This window comes from Microbacterium oleivorans, from assembly GCF_023715745.1.
GTDB classification, from domain to species: domain Bacteria; phylum Actinomycetota; class Actinomycetes; order Actinomycetales; family Microbacteriaceae; genus Microbacterium; species Microbacterium oleivorans_D.
On the sequence record NZ_JAMBOV010000004.1, the window covers coordinates 298,261 to 319,211 of the forward strand.

The 20,951-nt window shown below is 71.2% G+C and carries 21 protein-coding genes; 15 read left to right on the plus strand and 6 right to left on the minus strand.

Features of this window, described 5'->3' with window-relative positions:
• Positions 1 to 146: 146 nt before the first annotated feature.
• Positions 147 to 1,040 carry an SDR family oxidoreductase gene (locus M3190_RS12210; RefSeq protein WP_251581982.1) on the plus strand — a complete coding sequence of 298 codons (894 nt, stop codon included), beginning with the start codon at positions 147 to 149 and terminating at the stop codon, positions 1,038 to 1,040.
• Between the two features lie 3 nt (positions 1,041 to 1,043).
• Here the strand turns inward: M3190_RS12210 and M3190_RS12215 are convergent, their stop codons facing one another.
• Both M3190_RS12215 and M3190_RS12220 read right to left on the minus strand, forming a co-directional pair.
• Positions 1,044 to 1,988 (minus strand): Ppx/GppA phosphatase family protein, encoded by a 945-nt coding sequence (locus M3190_RS12215; RefSeq protein ID WP_251581984.1) that lies wholly within the window; start codon positions 1,986 to 1,988, stop codon positions 1,044 to 1,046.
• Between the two features lie 9 nt (positions 1,989 to 1,997).
• On the minus strand, positions 1,998 to 3,584 hold the full coding sequence (locus M3190_RS12220) for a cellulase family glycosylhydrolase (protein ID WP_251581985.1): 1,587 nt from the start codon (positions 3,582 to 3,584) through the stop codon (positions 1,998 to 2,000).
• A gap of 121 nt (positions 3,585 to 3,705) precedes the next feature.
• Between M3190_RS12220 and coaA the strand changes: the two genes are divergently transcribed.
• Positions 3,706 to 4,653 carry a type I pantothenate kinase gene (coaA, locus tag M3190_RS12225; protein ID WP_251581987.1) on the plus strand — a complete coding sequence of 316 codons (948 nt, stop codon included), beginning with the start codon at positions 3,706 to 3,708 and terminating at the stop codon, positions 4,651 to 4,653.
• Between the two features lies 1 nt (position 4,654).
• On the opposite strand, the gene M3190_RS12230 is transcribed toward coaA, so the two are convergent.
• On the minus strand, positions 4,655 to 5,122 hold the full coding sequence (locus M3190_RS12230) for a VanZ family protein (protein WP_251581989.1): 468 nt from the start codon (positions 5,120 to 5,122) through the stop codon (positions 4,655 to 4,657).
• 77 nt (positions 5,123 to 5,199) lie between these two features.
• A complete protein-coding gene (locus tag M3190_RS12235; protein WP_251581991.1) occupies positions 5,200 to 5,697 on the minus strand; it encodes a CAP domain-containing protein in 498 nt (165 codons plus the stop codon).
• Between the two features lie 162 nt (positions 5,698 to 5,859).
• Between M3190_RS12235 and glmS the strand changes: the two genes are divergently transcribed.
• Positions 5,860 to 7,710, plus strand: a complete 1,851-nt coding sequence (gene glmS, locus M3190_RS12240; protein WP_251581993.1) for a glutamine--fructose-6-phosphate transaminase (isomerizing) — start codon at positions 5,860 to 5,862, stop codon at positions 7,708 to 7,710.
• Position 7,711: 1 nt separating this feature from the next.
• Here the strand turns inward: glmS and M3190_RS12245 are convergent, their stop codons facing one another.
• Positions 7,712 to 8,404 (minus strand): hypothetical protein, encoded by a 693-nt coding sequence (locus M3190_RS12245; RefSeq protein ID WP_251581995.1) that lies wholly within the window; start codon positions 8,402 to 8,404, stop codon positions 7,712 to 7,714.
• A 148-nt stretch (positions 8,405 to 8,552) separates the two neighbouring features.
• Between M3190_RS12245 and M3190_RS12250 the strand changes: the two genes are divergently transcribed.
• The 4 genes from M3190_RS12250 (at position 8,553) to M3190_RS12265 (ending at position 14,595) form a co-directional block, all read left to right on the plus strand.
• Positions 8,553 to 9,545, plus strand: a complete 993-nt coding sequence (locus M3190_RS12250; protein WP_251581997.1) for a right-handed parallel beta-helix repeat-containing protein — start codon at positions 8,553 to 8,555, stop codon at positions 9,543 to 9,545.
• A 121-nt stretch (positions 9,546 to 9,666) separates the two neighbouring features.
• Positions 9,667 to 10,911 (plus strand): glycosyltransferase, encoded by a 1,245-nt coding sequence (locus M3190_RS12255; RefSeq protein WP_251582007.1) that lies wholly within the window; start codon positions 9,667 to 9,669, stop codon positions 10,909 to 10,911.
• Complete coding sequence (locus M3190_RS15545) at positions 10,908 to 13,175, plus strand: right-handed parallel beta-helix repeat-containing protein (RefSeq protein WP_251582009.1); 2,268 nt, start codon at positions 10,908 to 10,910, stop codon at positions 13,173 to 13,175. Before M3190_RS12255 ends, M3190_RS15545 begins: the two co-directional genes overlap by 4 nt.
• Before the next feature lie 109 nt (positions 13,176 to 13,284).
• A complete protein-coding gene (locus M3190_RS12265) occupies positions 13,285 to 14,595 on the plus strand; it encodes a UDP-glucose dehydrogenase family protein (protein WP_251582011.1) in 1,311 nt (436 codons plus the stop codon).
• A 28-nt stretch (positions 14,596 to 14,623) separates the two neighbouring features.
• On the opposite strand, the gene M3190_RS12270 is transcribed toward M3190_RS12265, so the two are convergent.
• On the minus strand, positions 14,624 to 15,427 hold the full coding sequence (locus M3190_RS12270) for a CPBP family intramembrane glutamic endopeptidase (protein WP_251582013.1): 804 nt from the start codon (positions 15,425 to 15,427) through the stop codon (positions 14,624 to 14,626).
• Positions 15,428 to 15,501: 74 nt separating this feature from the next.
• Between M3190_RS12270 and M3190_RS12275 the strand changes: the two genes are divergently transcribed.
• The 8 genes from M3190_RS12275 to M3190_RS12310 all read left to right on the plus strand — a co-directional run bounded on the left by M3190_RS12275 (position 15,502) and on the right by M3190_RS12310 (position 20,951).
• Positions 15,502 to 16,122, plus strand: a complete 621-nt coding sequence (locus M3190_RS12275; RefSeq protein WP_251582015.1) for an arsenate reductase/protein-tyrosine-phosphatase family protein — start codon at positions 15,502 to 15,504, stop codon at positions 16,120 to 16,122.
• A 104-nt stretch (positions 16,123 to 16,226) separates the two neighbouring features.
• Positions 16,227 to 16,583: a holo-ACP synthase gene (locus M3190_RS12280; protein ID WP_251582017.1), complete on the plus strand. Its 357-nt coding sequence runs from the start codon at positions 16,227 to 16,229 to the stop codon at positions 16,581 to 16,583.
• Positions 16,580 to 17,704: an alanine racemase gene (gene alr / locus M3190_RS12285; RefSeq protein WP_251582019.1), complete on the plus strand. Its 1,125-nt coding sequence runs from the start codon at positions 16,580 to 16,582 to the stop codon at positions 17,702 to 17,704. The genes M3190_RS12280 and alr overlap by 4 nt, the downstream gene beginning before the upstream one ends.
• The gene (gene tsaE / locus M3190_RS12290) at positions 17,701 to 18,204 is read left to right on the plus strand and encodes a tRNA (adenosine(37)-N6)-threonylcarbamoyltransferase complex ATPase subunit type 1 TsaE (protein ID WP_251582029.1); all 504 of its coding nucleotides are present in this window, start codon (positions 17,701 to 17,703) and stop codon (positions 18,202 to 18,204) included. The genes alr and tsaE overlap by 4 nt, the downstream gene beginning before the upstream one ends.
• A 48-nt stretch (positions 18,205 to 18,252) precedes the next feature.
• Entirely contained in the window at positions 18,253 to 18,921 is a 669-nt protein-coding gene (gene tsaB, locus M3190_RS12295; RefSeq protein WP_251582037.1) for a tRNA (adenosine(37)-N6)-threonylcarbamoyltransferase complex dimerization subunit type 1 TsaB, read from the plus strand.
• Positions 18,918 to 19,415 carry a ribosomal protein S18-alanine N-acetyltransferase gene (rimI, locus tag M3190_RS12300; protein WP_251582039.1) on the plus strand — a complete coding sequence of 166 codons (498 nt, stop codon included), beginning with the start codon at positions 18,918 to 18,920 and terminating at the stop codon, positions 19,413 to 19,415. Before tsaB ends, rimI begins: the two co-directional genes overlap by 4 nt.
• Position 19,416: 1 nt before the next feature.
• Positions 19,417 to 20,475 (plus strand): tRNA (adenosine(37)-N6)-threonylcarbamoyltransferase complex transferase subunit TsaD, encoded by a 1,059-nt coding sequence (gene tsaD / locus M3190_RS12305; RefSeq protein WP_251582041.1) that lies wholly within the window; start codon positions 19,417 to 19,419, stop codon positions 20,473 to 20,475.
• Entirely contained in the window at positions 20,472 to 20,951 is a 480-nt protein-coding gene (locus M3190_RS12310; protein WP_251582043.1) for a hypothetical protein, read from the plus strand. The genes tsaD and M3190_RS12310 overlap by 4 nt, the downstream gene beginning before the upstream one ends.

The window sequence follows — 20,951 nt, forward strand, 5'->3', positions numbered from 1 at the left end:
AGAAACGCGCCGGATCTCGACAGAACACTTGCGCCCCGGGCATGCACCTGCGATCATCTCGGCGCGCGTCACGCAGCCCACTGCCACTGCGAGCCGCCGCTGGCAAGGGGGCGAGCGGATGCCGCATCCCGGCCTACGGTGGCGCGATGACCGATCAGTACACGTTCGACAATCCCGTCACCCGGTACGCCCGCGTCGAGCCGCCCCTGCAGCACCAGCCCGAGCCGGGCGTGCAGGCGCGCATGACGCCCGTGCCCGACCTCGGAGAGTCGACGTACCGCGGGTCTGAGCGTCTGCGGGGGCGCAAGGCGCTCGTCACGGGCGGGGACTCCGGCATCGGCGCCGCTGCGGCGATCGCGTTCGCGCGGGAGGGCGCCGACGTCGTCATCGTGCATCTGCCCGACGAGCAGGAGGACGCCGACCACGTGCTGCAGGTCATCGCCGACGCCGGCGTGCGGGGCCACGCCATCGTCGCGGACATCAGCGACCGTCAGCAGTGCCGTGAGCTCGTCGCGGAGGCGGCGGAGTTCCTGGGTGGCATCGACATCCTGGTGAGCAACGCGGGCAAGCAGGTCGCGGTCGAGCGTGTCGAAGACCTCTCCGACGAGCAGTTCAGCGCGACGTTCGAGACCAACGTCTTCGCCTTCTTCTGGATCGTGAAGGCCGCTCTCGTCCACATGCCTCCCGGGGCATCCATCATCAGCACGGCGTCGCTCGAGGCCTACAAGCCCGCTCCCGACCGCCTGGACTACGCGGCGACCAAGGCGGCGATCAACAACCTCTCGAAGGGTCTTGCGCAGCAGCTGGCGCCTCGCGGCATCCGGGTCAACGTCGTCGCGCCCGGTCCCGTGTGGTCCGCTCTGCAGGTCAGCGACGGGGTCTCGGGCGAGCAGATGCAGGCCTTCGACGAGGAGAACGAGTACAAGCGCGCCGGGCAGCCCGCCGAGATCGCGCCGGCATTCGTGTTCCTCGCCTCGGCGGAGTCGAGCTACGTCTCGGGCGAGACCCTCAACGTCAACGGCGGCATGGTCACGCCCTGACGGTCAGACCGTCGGAGCGTTCCAGCTGAGCGACTCGATGTAGCGCAGCAGCACGCCCTCGCGCAGTGCCCACGGCGACACCTCGAGCTCGTCCACCTGCAGCGCCGTCATCGCGGTGTGCAGCACGACCGCGCCCGCGACGATCTGGAAGGTGCGGTCCGCGGTGATCCCCGGCAGCTCCTGCCGAGCGGATGCCGGAATCCGCGCCAGCCGCGGGATCCACGACCCGAGCGCCCCGCGCGGCAGCACCATGCGCTCGGTGCCCGCCCAGCCCGGCGCGGGGTAGCCGACGAGCTTGGCGAGCGAGCGGATCGCCTTCGACGAGCCGACGACGTGCTCCGGAGCGGGCTGCGACGACATGAGCGCGACGACCGGCTTCAGCGTGGCGTTCGCATGCTCGCGCAGTCGCTCGACGGCATCCTCTCCGGGCGGGTCGTCGTGCAGATACTCGACCGTCATCCGGCCGGCTCCGAGGGGGACGGATGCCGCGACCTCGGGCAGTTCGTCGCGCCCCGCCGCGAGCTCCAGCGAGCCGCCGCCGATGTCGAAGAGGAGGATCTGCCCGGCCGACCAGCCGAACCAGCGGCGGACCGCGAGGAAGGTGAAGCGTGCCTCGGCCTCGCCGCCGAGTACCTGCAGGTCCTGTCCCAGCGCGGCCTCGATGCGGGCGATGACCTCGGCGCCGTTGGCCGCCTCGCGCACGGCGCTCGTGGCCGTCGCGAGGAGCTCGACGACGTTCTCGCGCTCAGCGACCGCACGCGCCTCGACGACCGCCGCGACGAGGGCGTCGACCCCCGCCGCGCTGATCGACCCGTCCGGCTCGAGGTACCGCATCAGCCGCAGGGCGGTGCGGTTGCTGGTCGCTGCCAGCGGGCGACCGCCGGGGTGCACATCGGCGACCAGCAGGTGGACGGTGTTCGAGCCGATGTCGAGGACTCCGAGGCGCACGATGTGACGCTAGCGGCTGGCGGAGAGCGACAGCTTCGGCTTCGCGGGCGGCTGCGGCGCGCTCAGGATGACGCCGACGTCGACGCGCGCCCCGTTGGTGAGGTTGGTGACGCCCCACTCGGTACCGCGACACGTGACGCGAGCTGACGACGAGCCTGCTCCCGCGACGGAGCACGACATGCCCCACGCGTTGTCGATCGCGCTCGCTCCCGGAGATGTCCAGGACGCGGTCCACGACCGCACCTTGCCGGTGGACGGCGCGGTCAGCGAGAGGCCGACCTGGTACTTGCCCTGCCACGCACTCGTCACGGTGAGCGTGGCCGACACCCCGTTCGACGAGGCGCTCGATGTTCCACCGACCGCGGGGGGCTGTGACGGCTGAGGCTGCGAAGGCTGCGGTTGTGGCTGCGACGGCTGCGGCTGCGGCTGGGGCGCCGGCGTGGGTGCCGCCGGGTACGGCACGTTCTTCGGCGTGAGGATCGGCTTCAGTGCGGCGAGCTTCGCCTTGTCGCGCGTGTACCAGTCATCCTTCAGCAGGCCGCCGGTGTCGCCGCTGTTCGGGTTGAACGACCAATAGGCCCAGCTGAGCCCCTTGCCCTTCATGTAGGCCGTCAGCTTCGCGAGCCACTGCTTGTCGGAGGTCGTCTGGAGTTTCGTGCCGAACTCCCCGACGAACACGGGAGCGATCTTCTTCGTCGCGATGTAGCCCCAGTTCCGCTCCCACACGCTGGGGAGATTCGCGGGGTAGTTGGACGTGTGGAACCACGGCTGATCCGAGATCGACGACGGGTATTCGTGCGGCGAGTAGACGACGCGGTTCTTGACCTTCAGCGTGACCGGCTTCTTCGCGACGCCGCGGAGGTTGCCGCCCCACCAGGTGGCGCTCCCGTCGGGCGCGAACTGCACGCCCTCGACGATGATGAGCAGCTTCGGGTTGACGTCCAAGACCGCGTTACCGGCGCGCACGGCGGCCGCCTGCCAGTCACGCGCGCGCACACCGCACCCCCAGCACGCGTTGCCGCGGGGCTCGTTGTGGAGGTCGACGCCTATCACGGTCGGGTCGGACTTGTAGCGGGCGGCGAGCATCCGCCAGTCCGAGATCCACCGCTTCTCGGAGTACTTGTCGGTGTACCACAGCTCGGACTGCGCGTCCGTGCCCGGCCGGTGTCGATCGAGGATCACGCGCAGACCGTACGAGCGAGCCGTGGCGATGACGGCATCCATGATCTTCAGGGGTGTTTTGTTGGCGAGCGTCGGGTTCATCGCCGTGTTGACCGAGGTCGCGGTCTTGCGGCTGAGGCACTCGTTCGCGAACGGGAGCCGGATCGTGTTGAAACCCATCCCGGCGATCTGCGCCATGCCCTGCTTCAGCGAGATGGACCACAGGCCGTGCGGAGCGCACGTCTCTGTCTCCATCCCGAACCACGACGTCGCCTTGAGCGTGACGGTCTTCCCTGTCGACGCGTTCACGATGCGCGAGCCCGAGGTCTTGTACCAGCCGGGTCCGGCGGCATCCGCCGACGTCGGTGTTCCGGCGATGCCGAGAGATGCGGCGAGCACCAGCGCGGTCGCGACCGCCAGCACGCGTCGGAACATGACAAAACCCCCGTCGAGAGCGGCAGAATCGCCGCGATGGAACACCGGATCTCAGGGTACGGCACGCGGACGCGCACGCGCGCGCGTAAAGGCCTGCGGCGGCACGGCTAGAGTTGCGGCAATGTCCCCCGACGAGACGCCGACGACGAACGATTCGTTGTACCGCGAGATCCCCCGTGCCGAGTGGGCGCGGATGGCTGCCGGCATGGAGCAGCCCCTCACCGAGACCGAGGTCGTGCAGCTGCGCGGCATCGGGGACCGTCTCGACATCACCGAAGTGCGCGAGGTCTACCTCCCCCTCAGCCGGCTGCTCTCGCTGTACGCCTCGGCGACCAAGCGTCTCGGCGCCGACACCGCCGATTTCGTCGGTGAGACGGATGCCACGACGCCGTTCATCGTCGCGGTGGCAGGATCCGTGGCCGTCGGCAAGTCGACGGTGGCCCGACTGCTGCGCGAACTGATGAGCCGGTGGCCCGGAACCCCGCGCGTCGAACTCGTCACGACCGACGGATTCCTCTACCCGAACGCCGAACTCGAGCGCCGCGGGATCATGGATCGCAAGGGCTTCCCCGAGTCGTACGACCGTCGGGCGCTGGTCGAGTTCCTCCTCGCGGTGAAGTCCGGCGAGGCCGAGGTCAAAGCGCCGTACTACTCGCACATGCGATACGACATCATCCCCGACGCCCAGGTCACGGTGCGGCGCCCCGACGTCATCATCGTCGAAGGGCTCAACGTCCTCGCCCCGGCGCCGAATCCTCACGACATCGCCGTCAGCGAGCTGTTCGACTTCTCGGTCTACGTCGACGCCGACCACGACCACATCGCCCAGTGGTACGTGAACCGGTTCCTCGCCCTCCGCGAGGCGGCCTTCTCCAACCCGAACTCGTTCTTCAAGGTCTTCGCCGACATCTCCGACGACGAGGCTGTGACGCGCGCGCTCGGGTACTGGAACGAGATCAACCTCCCCAACCTGGTCGAGAACGTCGAGCCCACCCGTCACCGTGCGAAGCTCGTCCTCCGCAAGGCCGCGGACCACACCGTCGAGACGGTCCGCCTCCGGAAACTCTGACTCAGCGGCTCTGGAAAAGTCGCCAGACGGCGAGTCCCAGCATCCCGACGCACGCTCCCGTCACGTTGGCGACGATGTCCAGGACACTCGGCACGCGCTGCGCGAGCACCAGCGCCTGCATGCACTCGATCGCCACCGTCGCGACGATCGCGATCGGCAGCACGAGCTCGAGCGAGCGACGCAGGAGGAGCGGCAGGAGCACGCCGAACGGCACGAACAGCGCGACGTTGGCGACGAACTCGACCCGGGGCCGGGTGATGGCGGGCAGCCGCCGCGAGAGCGCGTCGAGGAGCGGCGCGACACCGGCGTCGACCGGCGTCGGCCAGAACGCGATGAGCGCCAGCACCGCCACATACCCCGTGAGGACGAGGGCCGGGACGGATGCCGGTGGGCGCAGGCGGCGCCGGGGGAGCGGCGGCCGCGGCGGGACGCGGGGCGGCAACGGCGGCCGGGGCGGGGTCTCGGGCATCGGTCCTCCTCGGGGGTGACGCGACGCTGCGATGTGTGCGCGAGTCTACGACCTCGCCCGATCCCGCCCCGCCGGCCTCAGCGAGCCGGGTAGTACCCGAAGACCTGCGTGTAGAAGGGAAGCCCCTTCGACGAGCAGGCGACGCCGATCCCGATGCGGTTGTACGACCCGAGGATGTTCGCCCGGTGGCCCGTCGAAGCCATCCACGCCGCGGTCACCTTCTGCGGGGTGTATCCGAAGGCGACGTTCTCGCCCGCCCGGGTCCACCCCTTCGGGATCTGCGACGAGTAGTACGGGTTGTGACTCATCCGGTTGGCGGCGGCCTGCTTGCCCGACCAGTTCACCGCGACGGTCGACATCGCCGAGTTCAGCGTCAGGGCGGCCTTGCCCTTCGCTTTCCGGGCGGCGTTGACATCGGCGAGGATCCGCTTCTGCACGGCGGACTGGGTGGTACCGGTGCATGAGGTCGACACGGCTGCGGACGCCGTGCCGGCGGGCAGAACCGAGAGGGCGAGCGCGAGGGCGGCGGTGATGGCGAGCGCCGACCGTCGGCGGGCGCGGAGGGATGTGGACATGGGGGACTCCATCGTGTGGGGGCACGGCCGCGCTGGGGACGCGGAGATTCATAGGTACCAAACGCATGTTTCCGGCACCACCCCTAGGCGATTGTCGGCGGCGACGCGCCCGGCGCTCGGGGCGGGGCGGAGTCCCAGCCGCCCGCACCTAGCATGGAGCGCATGTGTGGAATCGTCGGATACGTGGGGCCTCGTGACAGCCAGGCCATCCTCCTCTCGGGTCTCGCCCGTCTCGAGTACCGCGGCTACGACTCCGCCGGTATCGCCGTCATCGACCGGGACGGCGACCTCGACATGCGCAAGCGCGCCGGCAAGCTGCAGGTGCTGCGCGACGACCTCTCCGCCCACCCCATGGGCGACGGGACGACCGGCATCGGTCACACCCGCTGGGCCACGCACGGCGGCCCGACCGACGCGAACGCGCACCCGCACCTCGCCGACGACGACAAGCTCGCCGTCATCCACAACGGCATCATCGAGAACTTCGCCGAGCTGAAGGCCGAGCTGCTCGCCGAGGGGTACACGTTCCGCAGCGAGACCGACACCGAGGTCGCCGCCGTCCTGCTCGGGCGCGAGTTCTCGGCATCCCGTGATCTCGTCGCCGCCTTCCGGGGCGTCGTCGCCCGACTCGAGGGAGCGTTCACGCTGCTTGCGATGCACCGGGACGAGCCCGGCCTCGTCGTGGGTGCGCGTCGCAACTCGCCGCTCGTCATCGGGCTCGGCGACGGGGAGAACTTCCTCGGCTCCGACGTCGCCGCATTCGTCGAGCACACCCGCAACGCCCTCGCCATCGGGCAGGACCAGATCGTCGCCATCACGCCCCAGGGCGTCGAGGTCACCGACTTCGCCGGCGGCACCGTCGAGGTCGAGCCCTTCGAGGTCGTCTGGGACGCCTCCGCGGCCGAGAAGGGCGGCTGGTCCTCGTTCATGGCGAAGGAGGTCTCGGAGGAGCCCGAGGCGGTCGCCAACACGCTCCGCGGCCGGCTGCACGACGGGTCCGTCGTCATCCCCGAGCTCGACGGTCTGGATGACCTGTTCGCGGGAGTCAGCCGCGTCATCGTCATCGCCTGCGGCACCGCCGCCTACGCCGGCATGGTCGGCAAGTACGCGCTCGAGCAGTGGACCCGCGTGCCCGTCGACGTCGAGCTCGCCCACGAGTTCCGCTACCGCGACCCCGTCATCGGTCCCGACACCCTCGTCGTCTCGATCTCCCAGTCCGGCGAGACCATGGACACCCTGATGGCCGTGAAGTACGCGCGTGAGCAGGGCGCGAAGACGCTGTCGATCTGCAACACGCAGGGTGCGACGATCCCGCGCGAGTCCGACGCGATCGTCTACACGCACGCCGGACCCGAGGTGGCCGTCGCCTCGACCAAGGCGTTCGTGGCACAGATCACCGCGCTGTACCTGCTCGCCCTCCACATCGGACGGGTGCGCGGCTCGCTGTCACCCGAGGTCTCGCGCGACGCGGTCACGCAGCTCGAGGCCATCCCGGCCGGCATCGCCCGTGTCCTCGAGACCGAGCAGGAGCACATCGAACAATTCGCCCGGTGGATGGGCGACACCCAGTCCGTGCTCTTCCTCGGCCGTCACGTCGGCTATCCGATCGCCCTCGAAGGCGCCCTCAAGCTCAAGGAGCTCGCCTACATCCACGCGGAGGGATTCGCCGCCGGCGAGCTCAAGCACGGCCCCATCGCGCTCATCGAGCCCGGTCAGGCTGTCTTCGTCATCGTGCCGTCGCCGCGAGCCTCGCGCGAGCTGCACAAGAAGGTCGTCTCGAACATCCAGGAGATCCGTGCGCGTGGCGCTCGCGTGATCGCCGTCGCCGAGGAAGGGGATGCCGCCGTCCTCCCGTTCGCCGACGAGGTGCTTCGCATCCCGCTCGCCGGTCCCCTCTTCGAGCCGCTGCTCGCGGTCGTGCCGCTGCACATCTTCGCGATGGGTCTGGCCACCGCGAAGGGTCTCGACGTCGATCAGCCGCGCAATCTCGCGAAGTCCGTCACGGTCGAGTGAGTCAGCCCGGGCCGCCGCCCGGCCCGAAGGAGCTGCTGCGCGCCTCGTCGACCCAGGCGCGCAGCTGCCACGGTGCGAACCGGAACAGCCGGGCGACGTCCTCCTCGGCGTAACCCGCTTCCAGGACGGCCGCGACCGCGAACTCCTGCATCGAGCCGAAATCCCTTCCCGCGAGCGGACCGTAGCGCAGGTCGCGGAAGCTCCGCGGCGTCGCTGGTCGCCCCGGGGCGGCGGGGGGCGCGGGTGCACTCGGGGCTGCTGACCCCTCGTAGGGCGCCGAGATGACATACCCCGGGACCGGACCTGCCGGTGGCAGTGGCTCGGGCTCGGGCTCCGGCGCAGGTGGTTGCTGCCGCGAGGGTGCGTAGGGTGCGTACGGCCACGGCTGCGCCGCGGGCGGTGCCGGCGTCGCGCCTGACGGAGGAGCGACGGGCTGCCGCGGGGACGCCGTCTGCGGTGGCCCGGCGTGCGGTGGGTTGTCGAGCGCGGGTGCGGGCGGCGCCTCAGGCTCCCACGCCGCGGGCATCTCGAGCGGCTGATAGCCCGGCGGCGGCGCGGCCAGCAGGTGCGCGTCCGGCCAGAGGAGGGAATGATCCTCTGGCGCGACGCGGTCGTCGGGCGTGTACTCGGGTTGGGCTCCGGGTCGGGTCTCGGGTGATCCGGCCTGGTGGGCGCCTTCTGCGGAGGTGCTCATCGTGACGTCCTCTTCGGGTGAGGTGATGTCAGAACTCGGAATGATGGTGCGGCTGTGCGCCCACGATAGCGATCCCGATGCGTCGCGTCACCCCTTTACACTTGCCGGGAGGGGCGCCGGTCGCGCGTCTCCGCGACGGGATGAGGCAGTGCGAGCACGACACCTCCTTCCCACCGTCGCCGCGGCGCTGCTCGTGCTGATCGGCGCCGCCGGGTGCTCAGCGTCGGCTCCGACAGCGTCGGCGCCGGCGTGCCCGACGGCCGTGCGTGTCGTGGGCCCGTCGATGGAGGACCTCCAACGAGCCGTCGACGCGGCCGCGCCGGGCGACGCGCTGCGCCTGGCGGACACCACCTACTCGGGCCGGCTCGTGATCAGCGCCTCGGGATCGGTGGCGGCGCCCATCGTCCTCTGCGGATCGCCGCAGGCGCGCATCGACGGAGGGGACTCGACGACGGGATACGCCCTGCACGTCGACAGCGCGTCCCACTGGCGCATCTCGGGTTTCGCGGTCACGGGCGCGTCGAAGGGGATCGTGGCCGACGCGGCATCCGACATCGTCTTCGACCGTCTCGTCGTCGAGGACATCGGTGAAGAGGGAATACACCTGCGAGCCGGCACAACCGACAGCACCGTCTCGAACTCGACCGTGCGTCGCACCGGGACGGTCACCCCCGAGTACGGCGAGGGTCTCTATGTCGGGTCGGCGGAGTCCAACTGGTGCCGGTACACGGCGTGCGAACCCGATCGCAGCGACCGCAACCGGCTGATCGGCAACACCGTCTCGGACACGACGGCGGAGGCGATCGACATCAAGGAGGGCAGCTCGGACGGCGTCGTCGACGCGAACACCCTGACCCTGTCAGCGACAGCCGTAGTCGACTCGGCGGTGGACGTGAAGGGCAACGACTGGCGGGTCGTGGACAACCGGGTGACCTCGACGGGCATCGGCATCCAGGTGCAGCAGGTGTCCGACGGGTGGGGACAGCGCGCCCTGATCGAGGGCAACACCATCGACGCGGCCGCCGACGCCTACGCGATCGACGTCGTCGGCGCGGCCCGCACTCAGGGCGCCGTCATCCGCTGCGACAACCGCACGGCGGGCGGCGCCGCCGTCCGCGCCAGCCTCGCCTGCACTCCCTGATCGCGTCGTCTGTCGCGCGCAGGAGCGCCGAACCGCTACGCTGTGCCCCAACCGACCGCCGACCCGAAAGGCGGTCGAGGCTCGCCGACCCCGAGCGGTGGAGCCGTACTGGGGGACGGTCATGCCTGCCGAGTGGGTGTCATACGTCTGGTGGGTGCTGCCCTTCGGCATCTTCGGCGTGGTGTCGTGGGGCTACTGGGCGATCCGCAAGGTCCTGTCGGCGACCGCCCGGCCGGTCGTCAACGACTTCCGGACGACGACCACCGTCGTGGTGCCGTCGTTCCGCGAGGACCCGGACGTCCTGGTGCGGTGTCTCGGTACCTGGGTCGCGCAAAGACCGACGCGCATCATCATCGTCCTCGACACCGAGGACACGGAGGCCCAGGGGCGCATCGAGGCCCTGAAGTATCCGACCGTCGAGGTCGTCATGTTCGAGCATCACGGCAAGCGGTCCGCGCTCGGGCACGGAATGCGGATGGTCGACACGGAGCTCGTCATCTTCGCCGACTCCGACACGTCGTGGGAGGAGGGACTGCACGACGCCGTGCAGATGCCGTTCATCGACCCGTCGGTCGGCGCCGTCTCCACCCGTCAGAACGTGTACCGCCCGCGCAGCAGTGTGTGGCGTCGGGTCGCCGACTGGATCATCGACCTCCGCTACACCGACTACGCACCCGCGATGGGACGTTTCGGTGGTGTCATCTGCGCCTCGGGACGCACCGCCGCCTACCGGACGAGCGTCATCGTGCCGCAGGTCGAGAAGCTCGAGCGCGAGATGTTCTTCGGGCGTCAGTGCATCGCCGGTGACGACGGGCGGATGACGTGGCTCGTCCTCTCCCAGGGGTTCCGTGTGACGCATCAGGACAGCGCCCGTGCGCTCTCGATGTTCCCCGGCACCTTCCGCGCCTTCGTCAAGCAGCGCGTGCGGTGGAGCCGCAACTCGTACCGCTGCTATCTGACCGCGATCGGCAGGGGGTGGGTGTTCAAGGTCCCGCTGATCTCGCAGATCGCGATGATGCAGATCCTCTTCACGCCGGTCACGATGTTCACCGCGCTCGCCTACGTCGTCCTGGCCGTGCGCTCCGAGCATCCGATCCCGGCCCTGCTCGTCGCCGTCATCTGGACGGTTGTCGGTCGCGGCATCCGCGGCTTCTCCCACCTATGGCGCCGGCCGGAGGACATCGTCATCCTGCCCCTCGTGACGGCGATGATCATCCTCGTCGCGCTTCCCATCAAGACGTTCGCGCTGTTCACGATGAACAAGCAGGGATGGTTGACCCGCTCGGCCACCACGCGCGGCGGCGAAGGTCAGACGGAGGCGAGCCTCTCCGGAGCGCCCGAGGCCGAGAGGGCGGCGGCCTCGTGACAGTCCCCGAGCAGCCACCCGTCATCTCGGCCGAGGAACGCGGCGAGACCTCCGTGCACCGAACGGTCGTGACCCGCACCGTCATGGTGCTGCTGACCGTCGCGCTCGCCGTCGGGATCGTGGTCGCGTCGAACCTCGTCGGAAGGGTCCCGCTGCCCTGGTCCGACCCGGGAGCGGACGCCGGTGCCCCGACCCCCCGCGCGTCGGCGTCGCCCGCGCCGAGCCCACAAGCATCCGATGCGGCCGAGTCGGAATCCCTCCTGCTCGACGTGCTCAAGGGCACCGGCGTGATGCCGACAGCCACCCCGACTCCGACGTCGGCTGCGGGAGGCGAGACCTGGCAGGAGGACGGTGCGGAGCGCATCCGTGCGTCCGAGGAGGAGATGATCGCGAAGCTCACGGACGCGGCCATCGGCGACATGATCCGCGCCGGGTGGGACAACCCCCTCCTGAAGAAGATGGGCATCGTCGTGCTCGATCCCCGTGCCGAGCCTTATGGACTCACCGACCTCGTCGCACTGCGAGCGCTGCGAGCCATGGGGGACGACACATACGATCTCGCGCAGTCGGTGGTGGTGCGGGCGGGCGCCACGTTGAAGGTCGACGCCCCCGGCCGCACCATCAGGATCCTCAGCACGAAGACGGGCTTCAGTCAGATCATCGGGTGGGGCGGCAACATCGTCTTGAACGGCTCAGAGAAGAAGCCGCTCCGCGTCACGTCGTGGGACACCGCCACGGACGCGCCGGACGCGGACCTCAGCGACGGGCGCGGCTACGTCCTGGCTCGGAACGGAACGCTCAGCGCCGCGTACACCCAGTTCTCGGATCTCGGCTTCTGGAGCGGCCGGACCGGAGGGGTCGCCGTCGTGGCCACCGAGCCGGGCCTGGCGAGGGCGACCTTCGTCGACACGACGCACACCCGCCTCGCATTCGGCGTCTACCTGTCGGGGGTGCTCGGCGCGACGATCGACGGCATGACCGTCGACGCCCCGCTCATGTCGGGGATCACCGTGACCGGAGGATCAGCGGTCGTCCGCATCGCGGACGCTGTGGTCGGCGACGCCGGCGGGGACGGCATCGTCGTCAACCGCGAGACCTCCAGTGTGGCGATCGTCGACACCACCGTCAGTCATGCCGACGGCGTGGGTGTCCGGATCGCAGGCGCGCCGCGCGCCACGGGGCCCAACGCCGGGGGAGCGAGCACCTACGTCATGGCCGACTTCCTCCTCGAAGGGGTGACCGCCCTCGACAACCGCACGGGAGGGGTCCTCATCGACGGCGGCAACGGCGTCACCGTGAAGGACCTGACCACCAACGGCGTGGCCGGCGGACTGCGGATCGTCGGCCCCGCCCATACGGTCGAGGTCACCGACTCGACGCTGGTGTCGACCGGCGGCATCCCGCTGCGCCTTGAAGGGGACGTCGGCGACGCGACGGTGACGACCTCGCGGATGAAGGGGCCGGTCACCGGCGTCGAGCTCCGCGGCGTGCGTGTCGAGCTGCGCGGCAACACCATCACCGTCGGCGAGGGGCAGGGGGTGTCGGTGAGCGACGACGCACACCTCGTCCTCTCCGCCAACCGGATCCGCGGACTCGGTGAGACGCCGGTGCGCGCCGAGGACGGCGCGAGCGTCACGCAGCGTTTCGTCGATACGTCGGCGTGGAGCTATCGCCCGGCCCTGCTGCTGTGGCTGAACCACCACCCGATGGGGTGGCTCTGGCTGCTCGTGCTCCTCATCCCGGCCGTCGGTCTCCCCTTCGCGATCGTCCGTCGACGTCGCCGCGCCGAACTGCGCGGTCTGCTCGAGGACGCGATCGTCCAGTACGGCCGCCGGCAGATCGAGCTCTACGGGCCGGATGCCAGCGCCTCTGTCGTCGAGGAAGACCGTGAACCCGTCCTCGTCGCGGCGGCTCCGCAGGCCCACCCGCACCCGACGACCGCCCAGCCGGTCGTCGCACGTGCGCCCGTCCCCGAGATCGGCGCGCCGATCACGATCAACGGCGTCCCGGTCTCCGAATGGCCCGAGACGCCGCACCGCGGACATCGGCCCGTGACCCCGAGGTCGCTGCGCGATCTGCGCGAGGTGCTACCGGCGCAGGCTTTCACCTCGCCCCAGCAGTTCGCCGTCGCCGCCGTCCTCGAAGCGGGATATCCGGTCTTCGATGTCGCGCGGCTCTTCCGCGTCCCCGCCTGGCGCCTCGAGAGCTGGGTCGAGGAGACGCTGGCCGCCCCACCCGCGCGCGCGGCGGTCCGCCGGCGATGACGCAGCCACGACACCTCAGGACCGACCCGCGAAAAATGACCGTCATCGGAATCTGGTAGACACGACCGGGGCGCTGACGACACGGCGCCGTTGTGGAGGGACTCTTTCAATGCGACTTTCTGTCATCGGATGCGGCTACCTGGGGGCCGTGCACGCCGCCGCAATGGCCTCCATCGGCCACGAGGTGGTCGGTATAGACGTCGACGAGCGCAAGATCGCCTCGCTCGCCGCCGGCGAGGCCCCGTTCTTCGAGCCCGGCCTGTCCGAGATCCTCGCCGAAGGCATCGCCTCGGGTCGCCTGTCATTCTCGACCGACTTCGCCGCTGCGGCCGGTGCCAAGGTCCACTTCGTCGGTGTCGGGACACCGCAGGTCAAGGGCGGCTACGCCGCCGACCTCACCTACGTCAATGCGGCCGTCGACGCGCTGCTGCCGCACCTGTCCGAGGGTGACATCGTCGCGGGCAAGTCGACCGTGCCCGTCGGCACCGCCGCATCCCTCGCCCCCCGCGTGAGCGCGACCGGCGCCACCCTCGTGTGGAACCCCGAATTCCTCCGCGAGGGCTTCGCCGTTCAGGACACCGTCGACCCCGACCGTCTCGTCGCCGGCGTTCCCGCCGGTGACGAAGGCGAGCGTGCCACACAGGTGCTGCGCGAGGTGTACCACCCGTCGATCGCGAAGGGCACACCCTTCATCGTCACCGACTACGCCACCGCCGAGCTCGTCAAGGTGTCGGCCAACGCGTTCCTCGCGACGAAGATCAGCTTCATCAACGCCATGGCCGAGATCGCCGAGGTCGCCGGTGCCGACGTCACGATGCTCGCCGACGCGATCGGTCACGACGCCCGCATCGGCCGCCGCTTCCTCGGTGCCGGCATCGGCTTCGGCGGCGGCTGCCTGCCGAAGGACATCCGAGCCTTCTCCGCGCGCGCCGAGGAGCTCGGGCGCGGCGAATCGGTCGCGTTCCTCCGCGAAGTGGACGAGATCAACATGCGTCGTCGCGAGCGCGCCGTGCAGCTGGTGCAGGAGGGCCTCGGCGGCGAGCTCTACGGCAAGAAGGTCACCGTGCTCGGTGCCGCCTTCAAGCCGCACTCCGACGACATCCGCGACTCGCCCGGCCTCGATGTCGCCGTCCGCCTGCACGGCCTCGGCGCCAGCGTCACCCTGACCGACCCCGAAGCGATCGAGAACGCCCGCCGTCAGCACCCGCAGCTCACCTACGTCGCCGACCGCGACGAGGCGCTGACCGGCGCCGACGCCGTCATCCTCGTCACCGAGTGGGACGAGTACCGTCGCGAGCTCGCCCCCGGGCACGCGGCATCCCTCGCCGCAGGTCGTGTCGTCGTCGACGGCCGCAACGCGCTCGACCCCGCCGCGTGGCGCGCCGCGGGCTGGACGTACTACGGGATGGGTCGCCCCTGACCCACGCGGATCGCTCCGGCGGGTGGAGTCACTGCCCGCCGGAGATCGCCGCGCCCGCCGCCATGAGCAGCAGCATCGTCGTGTTGTAGACGATGTGCGCGAGCACGGCGCCCCAGACCCGACCGGTCAGGATGACGAGGGTCGCGCAGACGAGCCCGACGGCGCCGACCGAGAGGGACTCGCCGAGAGGCAGTGAGCCGTCCACGACGTGGATGAGGATGAACGTCGCCGTCGAGACGAGCACCGCGGCGACAGCGGCGGCCATGCGGCCTGCGCTGCGCCGCAGCAGTCCGTACATCGCCACGAGGACGACGGTGCGGAAGAAGAACTCCTCGATCACGGGTCCGATGAGCCCCGCGGGGAGGGCCTCGGTCCACAGCCACGACGAGGTGACGTTCGCCGTCGGGAAGGGGCGGGATGCCGCATCCGTGACCCATCCCTCGAACACCCGCAGCCCGAGACCGAGCGCGAGACCCCAGATGAGGTCGGTGCTCCGGAAGCGGAGCAACCCGGCCGGGCGGCCGCGGCGGAACGCGACCACCACCGGGACGATCATCCCGACCCACAGGATCGCCGTCGACACGAGCGGCGCCGAGGGCGACCTCCAGAGCAGCTGGACCAGCGATCCCGCGAAGATCGCGGCGCCGAGGCTGATCAGCGCGATGACGAGCAGACTGCCGTTCCACGGCCGCACGCCCGTCCCGCCCAGACGCCAGTCTGTGCGCTTCCGGCGGCGCCCGCGACGACGGGGCTTCGCGCCTTCGGGCTCGGCGAGCGGGGTCTCCGCATCGACCGCGGGGGACGAGGGGCCGTCGCTAAGCTGATCCTGCACGGGCCTACCGTATCGGGTGCCCGTCCGCGTCCCGCCCGTCCCGCCGAGCCCCGAGGCGGTGACATCTGCGCGGGGTGAGTCGCGGCATCCGTCTCGAAGGGCTCCTCGTGATCCACATCCTCACCGTCTGCACGGGCAACATCTGCCGCTCGCCGTTGGCCGCCCTGGTCCTCGAGCAGCGGCTCGCCGACCTCGGTGTCGTCGCGACGAGCGCGGGCATCCGGGCGCGTGAAGGGGTCCGGATGCCGGTGGAAGCCGCCGAGCTCGCCACCGCGCGCGGGGTGCCCGCCGACCGGATCGCCGCACACGGCTCGCGCTACCTCACCGAGACGATCCTGCGGGGTCCCGACCTCGTGCTCGCGATGGACCGCGATCACCGGCGCGCGGTGGTGGAGCTCGCGCCCGGTCAGCTGCGGACGACGTTCACGATGCGCGAGTTCGAGCGCCTCGCCGCGGCGACCCCGGATGAGGCGCTGCGGGCCGGTGCGGTCGGGGACGAGCCGCGGGACCGGCTCCGCGGTGCGCTCGCTGTCCTCGCCGGGCAGCGGGGGCTCGTGCTGCCGCCGGCCGACCCCGCCGACGACGACGTCGTCGACCCCTACGGCCGTTCGCGCGAGACCTACGCACGCTCCGACGCGCAGCTCGCGCCCGGTCTCGACGCCGTCGAGCGCGTCATCCGCCTCGCCGTCGGCTGAGACCCGTCGACGGCGACGACTTCGGAGGCCGCGCCGCGCGACCGTCCGGCCGTGCACCCCGGATATCCTGATCTGATGCCGCAGACGCGGCCAGGGGAGGGGTCATGATCATCGGCATCGGGGTCGACCTCGTCGACATCCCGCGCTTCGAGCGGTCGATCGCCCGCACCCCGAAGCTCATGGAGCGTCTGTTCACGGCATCCGAGCAGACCCTCAAGCCGCACTCGCTCGCCGCCCGGTACGCGGCGAAGGAGGCGCTCATCAAGGCGCTCGGCGGGTCGGACGGCGTGCACTGGACTGACATCGAGGTGGCGTCCGAACCGTCGGGGCGTCCCGTCTTCGCGCTGGCTGGCGAGACCGCCGCGACCGTCGCCGGCCGCGGAATCACCGCCGTGCACCTGTCGCTCTCGCACGACGCGGGACTCGCGACCGCCTACGTCGTCGCAGAGGCCGCAGCATGACCCGGATGCCGGAGGGCGTCGCGCGTGAAGCGGTCATCGACGTCGGCGCGATCGAGCACAACGTGCGGCACCTGGCGCGGGCGACGGAATCCGAGGTCATCGCCGTCGTGAAGGCCGACGGATACGGCCACGGCGCCGTCCGATCCGGCCGTGCCGCACTCGCCGGGGGCGCGGCCCGCCTCGCCGTGGCCGACGTGGGTGAGGCGCTCCAGCTCCGGGCCGCGGGGATCGACGCGCCGGTACTCGCCTGGTTGCACGCGCCGGGCGCGGACTTCGGCCAGGCCGCCGCCGCCCGCATCGAGCTGGGGGTGTCGAGTCTCGATCAGCTGCGCGCGGCCGCCGCGGCCGGGTCGCCGGAGCGTCCGGTCACCGTGCAGCTCAAGGTCGAGACGGGTCTGGCGCGCAACGGCATCGCCCCGGCGGACTACGGCGCCGTCTTCGCCGAAGCGGCCGCGTACGAGCGGGAGGGCGTCCTCCGCGTCATCGGGATCTTCAGTCACCTGTCGAACACGTCGGCGGACGACGACCGCACGGCGCTGTCCCGCTTCACCGTCGCCCAGGCCGCAGCAGAGGCCGCGGGGCTGCGCCCGCCGCTGCGGCACATCGCCGCATCCCACGCGGCACTGTCACTGCCCGAGGCGCGGCTCGGCTGCGTCCGGCTCGGGGTCGCGATCTACGGTCTCTCACCGTTCGACGACAGGTCCTCGGCCGATCTCGGCCTGCGCCCCGCGATGACCCTCCGCGCCGCCGTCGCCGCGGTCCGTCGTGTGCCCGCAGGGCAGGGCGTCTCGTACGGCTACCTGCACCGCACGACGAGCGAGTCGACGCTCGCGCTGATCTCGATGGGATACGCCGACGGCGTTCCCCGCGCCGCCTCCGGTGCCGGACCCGTCTCGATCGGGGGACGCACCTTCCCCGTCGCCGGCCGCATCGCGATGGACCAGTTCGTCGTCGACGTCGGTGACGCCGAGGTCGCGGTGGGCGACGAGGCGGTGCTTTTCGGCGACCCGTCGACGGGTGTGCCCGCCGCGACCGACTGGGCCGAGGCCGCCGGCACCATCAACTACGAGATCGTCACGCGCATCGGCCCGCGCGTACCGCGACGGGAGGTGCGGTCATGACCGGGATGGCGCAGTTCGAGGGACGCCGCGAGGTCGCCTCGCCCGAAGAGATGGAGCAGCTCGGGCGTGAGCTCGGCGGCGTCCTCGGTGCCGGCGACCTGCTCGTCCTCACCGGTCCCCTCGGCGCCGGGAAGACGACCCTGACCCGCGGCATCGGCGCAGGTCTCGGGGTCCGCGGCCCCATCCAGAGCCCCACCTTCGTGATCGCGCGCACCCACCCGTCCGAGGTCGACGGTCCGCCGCTCGTCCACGTCGACGCCTACCGACTCGGTTCCCCGGCCGAGCTCGACGATCTGGGCCTCGACCCCGACCGCTCCGTCACGATCGTCGAGTGGGGTCGCGGCATGGTCGACGGGCTCGTCGACTCGTGGTGGGAGCTCGAGATCGAGCGCGGCTGGAGCGGCACGGGTGTCGACAACGCCTGCGGCACGACCGGTCCGTACGCGGCCGAGCTCGAGGACGCCGCGCCGCGCATCGTCACCGTCACGCGCCACCCCTGAGCCGGCGGCCGCGTCGCGGCATCCGTCTGCGCGGATACCCTTGATGCTGTGATCCTCGGCATCGACACGTCCCTCGGCACGGCCGTCGCCGTGACCGATGTCGACGGTGCGGTGCGCGCCGAGGTCGCGAGCGCGGATCCCCTGGGCCACGCCGAGATCATCGGCTCCCTCCTGCAGCAGGTGATGACGGATGCCGCGCACGGCCCGATCGGCGCGACCGGCGTCCCCGAGACCGTCACCCTGACCCACGTCGCCGCGGGCATGGGACCCGGCCCGTTCACGGGACTCCGCGTCGGCATCGCGGCGGCGCGGGCGTTCGCCCTGGGCCGTGGCATCCCGGTCGTCCCGGTGCGCAGCCACGACGCTGCGGCCCTGGCGATCCTGCTCGCCGACCCGTTCGTGGACGTTCCCCGGTTCGCGGTCGTCACCGACGCGCGCCGGCGCGAGTTCGCCTACACCGTCTACGACGGCATCGACGACGACGGACTCCCGCGACGGGTGACCGAGGCGACCCTCGTGCCTCGCGACGGCATCGACGACGCGCTCGCCGGGCACGATGCCGACCGCCGCGACGTGACGGCGATCCCCGGGGCGATGGTGGCGCTCGCCGCTGCCCGCGCCGTCGCCGCGGACCGGGTCGAGTCGCTCGGCGAGCCGCTCTACCTGCGGGCACCCGACGTGACGCTGCCCGGTGCCCGGAAGAAGGTCGGCTCGTGAGCCTCCGCACCGCGACCGCCGCGGACCTCGACGACATCATGCGTCTCGAGCGGGCCTCGTTCCCGACCGACGCCTGGAGCGAGGCGCTCATGGCGGGGGAGCTCGCCTCCCCGCACGGCCAGTACGTCGTGGACGTCGAGGGCGGGCGCCTGATCGGGTACGGCGGCGTCCGGGCTGTGCAGGGCGCGGCGGATGCCGACATCCAGACCATCGCGATCGCCGCCGACGCGCGGGGCCGCGGTCGGGGACGCGCGCTGCTGCGCGCACTGCTCACCACCGCTCGCACCCGCGGCGCTCGCGAGATGTTCCTCGAGGTCCGAGCCGACAACCCGGCCGCCTCCGCGCTGTATGCGTCCGAGGGCTTCGTCGAGGTCGGCCGCCGCCCGCGGTACTACCAGCCCGACGACGTGGATGCGATCGTCATGCAGCTCGATCTCGTCGCCTGGGACGCGCGCAACACCGCCGCTCCGACCGCCGCGGAAGGATGGTGCTGACGTGACGCGCGAACCCCTCGTCCTCGGCATCGAGACGAGCTGCGACGAGACCGGCATCGGCATCGTCCGCGGCCGCACGCTGCTGTCGAACACGATCGCGAGCTCGATGGACGAGCACGCCCGCTACGGCGGTGTCGTTCCCGAGGTCGCCGCCCGCGCCCACCTCGAGGCCCTCCAGCCGGCCATCGAGGCGGCGCTCGCCGAAGCCGGGGTCGACCTCGACGACCTCGACGCCGTGGCCGTCACGAGCGGCCCGGGGCTGGCCGGGGCTCTCATGGTCGGCGTCGGCGCGGCGAAGGCCCTGGCGGTCAGCCTGGGCAAGCCGCTCTACGCCGTCAATCACCTCGTCGGGCACATCGCAGCCGACATCCTGACCGGCGACGAGGTCGAGTACCCGACCGTCGCGCTCCTCGTGAGCGGCGGGCACACCTCGCTGCTCCTCGTGCGCGACCTCGTCTCGGACGTCGAGCTGCTCGGCGAGACGATGGACGACGCCGCCGGCGAGGCCTTCGACAAGATCGCCCGGATCCTCGGCCTGCCCTACCCGGGCGGTCCCGAGATCGACAGGGCGGCCGCATCCGGCGACCCGCAGGCGATCCGGTTCCCGCGCGGCATGTCGCGTGCGTCCGACATGGCGGAGCATCGCTACGACTTCTCCTTCTCCGGCCTCAAGACCGCCGTCGCCCGCTGGGTGGAGCAGCGCGAGGCGGCCGGGGAGCCCGTGTCGGTGCCCGACGTCGCGGCATCCTTCCGTGAAGCGGTCGTCGACGTCCTCGTGACGAAGGCCCTCGACGCGTGCGCGCGTCACGACGTGCCCCGGCTGCTCCTGGGCGGAGGCGTGATCGCCAACAAGCGGCTGCGGGACGTCGCACTCGAGCGTGCACAGGCCGCCGGGGTGAGCGTCCGCATCCCGCCGCTGTCGCTGTGCACCGACAACGGGGCGATGATCGCCGCTCTCGCGTCCGAGCTCATCATGAGCGGACGCCCCGCCTCGACGCTCGCCTTCGGAGCGGACTCGACTCTCCCCGTCACGACGATCCAGGTGGAGCCGTCGTCATGAGCGACGAGCGGATGCCGCCGCCCGCCGCACCCGCTGTCGGCGGGACTCCCGTCGTCGAGCCCGCGTCGCCGGACGTCGCGCCGGCTCCGACGGACACCGCCCTCCCGGGAGCGCACCGGGGCGGGTTCCGTCGGGAGCTGACGCAGCCGCTCCCCGTCGCTCCGCCGCTGACCGTGCATCCCGATCCTGACGAGAAGTTCGCGCCGGATGTCCGATGGATCCCGCCGGCGCCCGTGCTCCCGCGCAGTGCGGGCTGGTCTCTGCTGTTCGGGACGCTGGCGCTCGTCCTCGCCTGCTTCGTCGGCTGGGGTTTCCCGATCGGCATCATCGGGGTCGTCCTCGCGGTCCTCGCGCTCCGTCGCCCGTGGGAGAAGCGCGAGACGGCGCTCTGGGGCCTCGGACTCAGCGTCGGGTCGCTCGTGTACAGCGCGGGGTGGCTGTGGTGGGCGGCCGCGCAGGGCGGCCTGACAGGCTGA